Source organism: Ruminococcus sp. D54t1_190329_F1 (assembly GCF_015551645.1).
Taxonomy (GTDB): Bacteria; Bacillota; Clostridia; order Lachnospirales; family Lachnospiraceae; genus Blautia_A; species Blautia_A faecis.
On sequence record NZ_JADNDC010000080.1, the window covers coordinates 1 to 3,451 of the forward strand.

At 41.1% G+C, this 3,451-nt stretch carries 4 protein-coding genes; all 4 read right to left on the bottom strand.

The genetic code is table 11. The features are described 5' to 3' along the window. Positions 1-139 precede the first annotated feature (139 nt). From I2D69_RS19465 to istA, 4 genes are read right to left on the bottom strand one after another with little or no spacing between them, the layout of a single operon-like run. A complete protein-coding gene (locus tag I2D69_RS19465; protein WP_118031848.1) occupies positions 140-511 on the bottom strand; it encodes a hypothetical protein in 372 nt (123 codons plus the stop codon). A gap of 9 nt (positions 512-520) precedes the next feature. Next, on the bottom strand, positions 521-961 hold the full coding sequence (locus tag I2D69_RS19470) for a hypothetical protein (protein ID WP_195380410.1): 441 nt from the start codon (positions 959-961) through the stop codon (positions 521-523). A 17-nt stretch (positions 962-978) separates the two neighbouring features. After that, positions 979-1,740: an IS21-like element helper ATPase IstB gene (istB, locus tag I2D69_RS19475; RefSeq protein WP_118031850.1), complete on the bottom strand. Its 762-nt coding sequence runs from the start codon at positions 1,738-1,740 to the stop codon at positions 979-981. Next, positions 1,733-3,256, bottom strand: a complete 1,524-nt coding sequence (gene istA, locus I2D69_RS19480) for an IS21 family transposase (protein ID WP_118031851.1) — start codon at positions 3,254-3,256, stop codon at positions 1,733-1,735. Before istA ends, istB begins: the two co-directional genes overlap by 8 nt. Between the last annotated feature and the right edge of the window lie 195 nt (positions 3,257-3,451).

Consider the following 3,451-nt stretch of genomic DNA (forward strand, 5'->3'; position numbering starts at 1 on the left):
TGTTGATTGTCAAGTAAAATTGACCCACTTTTACGTTTAATTTTGACCCACCTGAATTCAGAAATCACCTGATTTTCAAGTGGGTCATTTCTGTATGTAAATCTGATTTTTTACACTGTGAATTGACCCGTCAAGCGCATCAGCTGAACGGAAGTTCAGCATCCGGATCCATTACCGGATCACTCCATTCAGTATTTATGATTATGCTGTCTGAAACAGTATCATAATCCCCGCGAAGCTCCCTTAATTCTTGTTCTCGTTCTTCTTCTGAAAGACTCATCCACCATTCATACATTTCATCCTGGAAACGCATTGCGCTGACAAAGTCCATTGGGCATCCGTTTTCGCTATAAATATAGTCTCCGTTATCATAGGGGCTTCGTCCACTGGCTACCCATTTTTCTAATTCACGTAACTCATCTTTCGACATGGTTATTTCTTTTTTGTATTGTTTTAACTGTTCCTGCAGGAATTCTCTGTGCTCCGCAGGCACATTTTTTCTAAATCTCATATCTGCCTCCTAATTAATGAGCACCTGATATCCGTCAGTCTGCATTGAACTTTTATTGATCAGTATTCTTTTGCCGATTGGATCCAGCAATACATACTTACTGAGTTCCAGTAACCGGTCACTGATCAGGGAATGTACCATGTTCTCCATGGCTTTTATACGGTCATTTCGATTTATAGCTCCTTCAGATCGATCAGATGTTTCGATTTTATTTTCACAGAGCATCTCTAAATTTAAAAATATATCATCTTCCTTACGGCTGTCTGATTCAAAACGGTCAGTATCATAGTTATATCCAAGACTCTTGTCTGCTTTCATCCTTTTCATAACACAAGTTGGATTTTTGATCTCATAACAGCTCCGCATTAGGTCATAGGCGGCTGTTTTTCCCTCTGTATTGTAAACTTCTATGATCTGCGGATATTTATCCGGTGTGATTTTTATACTCATTTCTATGCCTTCCTTTTTTAATACTCAGTTTTTGGACCTTTGACACGATAGCTGTCACCCGTTATACTTATGACATGGCAATGATGGACCAGGCGGTCAAGGATCGCTGCAGCGGCCAGCTTGCCGGTGAATAGTTCATCCCATCTGCCCATGGGCAGGTTTGTGGTGATAATGAGGGAGCTTTTTTCATATCTTTGGCGAATGATCTGAAAGAAAAGGCTCTCTCTTTCTTTATCCATTTTTAAATATGACAGTTCATCGATGATCAAAAGCGGAATCTTACTGATCTGTTTCAGAGTTTCTTTCAGATATCCTTTCTGCATATCCTCATACAGCTGATCGACCAGTTCTTTTGCATTCACAAAGAGAACCTTATATCCGGCTTCACATGCATTCCGGCCAATCCCGGTGGCGATCATACTTTTACCGACTCCCGGCGGCCCAATGATTATGATATTTTCATGGTTATCCATAAATTCAAGTCTGCCCAAAGATTGAATTTTATCCGCATCCAGGTTTGGATTGAAGCGGTAATCAATGTCAGACAGCCGTTTATCAGAGTCGAAATTAGCTGCATCTGTCAGGCGTTCAGCCTGTCGGCGTTTCTTTCCTGTTTCCTCCGCTTGTAACAGCATGATCAGGAAATCTTCATACGTCATAGACTGTTCTGAAGCTACACGTATAAGTTCCTGATATTGTTCGCGCATATCGACCAGTTTAAACTGTTTCATTCTGGCTTCTATATAAGCTGCGTTTACAGCACTTGTCTCACTAGGCATTTACCGTTCCTCCTACATTCTGTTCATAGTAATCCAGATCCCGCAAAAGTTTTGAATCATCGTCACGGTATTCTCCGGTTTTACACAGAACTTCCGGTCTCTGTTCAGATATCTCAGGAAGAGACAGCCGGCCTGCATTGTAAGCTTTGAGCAGTTCTTTAAATGACAGGATGTCCATAGAATCATGCTGTATTGCATATCCAATAAAACGATTGAGGGTATCTGTATCATAAAGTTCTTCGAGCAACATGATCTTTCTTGCGTAATGTGTGGGCTGGTCAAACTTTTTCCCGGCTGCTTCCAGATAAGCCAGACCATTGCTGTATCTGGCAGTGAATTCCCTTCGTATCTGCGGAATCGATGTTGGCGCCTTTGGTGCTACATTTTTATAGTGCTCCGAATTTGTCAGGATTTCATGCTTGTTACGTGATGCTTCCAATTTCATGACATAGTTCTTTTTTCTGTCATAAAGCTCGATTCTGAACCCATAGATGATCCTGAAATACATGGTTTTGGCTGCAAAGATATCAGGAACGCTATACTTATTTCCGCCAATGCTGATATAACAGTCAGGACTGATGATCCTGCTTTCCAATTCCTTCAGTCGATAACGACGGTCTGGCAATGGCAGCAACAGATCCCGTTCTTCCTGAAGATAATGTATGTTTGGAATTCTTTTGGTCGTTGTGTGTGTTTCATTACACCAGGACTCAACGAAATCTTTTCCACGACGATTCAGATCTTCCATTGAAGCAAAGTGGTTTCCCTTTATGAATTGTTCTTCGATATAGTTGAAGGGTCTCTCGATCTTTCCTTTCTTGCGCGGCCAGTAGCAGGGACATGCATTAAGTTCTGTTCCCAGATGTCTTGCCATAAGCAGGGCATGGGGATTATAACGGATCTCCATTTCGTTCCTTGGATTATTTTCGATGACCAATGCTGTTGGATTATCGATCAAAAGCTCCAGTGTTACTCCACCAAGATCTTCAAACAGTTCCTGAATTGCTTCATAAATGGCTGCCGCATCTGCCTTTAAAGAAAAACAGACTGCTTTCTTTCTGGATGCTGAAAGTATCATTGAAAAACAGTAAACAGTTATGATCACGCCATCAACAGGAACATTATAAGGTGACCAGTCGAACTGAGCCTGATCTCCCGGAGGGCTTTCATGCCTTACAGTAGCTTTGGAACTGATGTGGTCTTTGATATCCTCTTCAATTTTTGACAGATACCGGTAAACAGGGCCAATGCTTCCTGTATAACCTCTTGCTTTCAATTCTCTAAAAATCCGTGTTCCATTGAAAAGAAACGGTTCGCATCGCCATTCGATGATCTGTTCTTTGAAACCATCAATCTTGCTCTTATAAACTGTCCGTTTATACACCGGTGCTTCTTTTTCTTCTAAAAGACTCCTGACAGTATTTCTGGACATTCCAAGTATTTTTGCAGTTGCCCGTTTTGATCTTGTCTGTTTATAAACTCGCTGAACAGCAGCCCAATCTTGCAAATCATACACCTTCTTTCAAACCTCCTCTCTTGTATTGGTGCATACAGAGAGAAGTGTATCGTTTGCTATCAGGTGGGTCAATTCTGAGTATTAAATTTTCAAGGTACAGTGTAATCAAGACCAGTTCTACTTACTCATTGCCACTGCTGTAGGTGGGTCAATTTTCCTCGTTAAAACTGGGTCAGTTTTAAGTATAAATCAACA